This is a genomic window from Mameliella sp. CS4, assembly GCF_019392335.1.
Classification (GTDB): Bacteria; Pseudomonadota; Alphaproteobacteria; order Rhodobacterales; family Rhodobacteraceae; genus Antarctobacter.
In genome coordinates, this window is record NZ_JAHXRQ010000255.1 from 1 (window position 1) to 244 (window position 244).

The following is a 244-nucleotide window of genomic DNA, read 5'->3' on the forward strand; positions in this document are numbered from 1 at the left end:
TGAACGTCTTGTCGGTGAACTCCGTCGGCGGGTAGATGATGAACGGCAGCAGGCTGCGCTCACTGACCTGATGGGCGAGCACCGCATAACCCGGCGCTGTGTCCGGCCGCTCATGGCTGCGCACCAGGCTGTAGCTGTCGAGGCTGACGCTGTCTTCGCTGAACAGTTCTTCGACCTTTACGTTCAAGGCTTTGGCCAGTTTCAGCGCGGCGGCAATCGACGGCGTGTTGAGCCCGCGCTCGAC

The 244-nt window shown here is 62.3% G+C and carries 1 pseudogene; it reads right to left on the reverse strand.

Annotation, left to right across the window (positions count from 1 at the left end):
- Positions 1 to 244, reverse strand: a pseudogene (locus KZZ07_RS27295) (hypothetical protein); the annotation flags it as partial.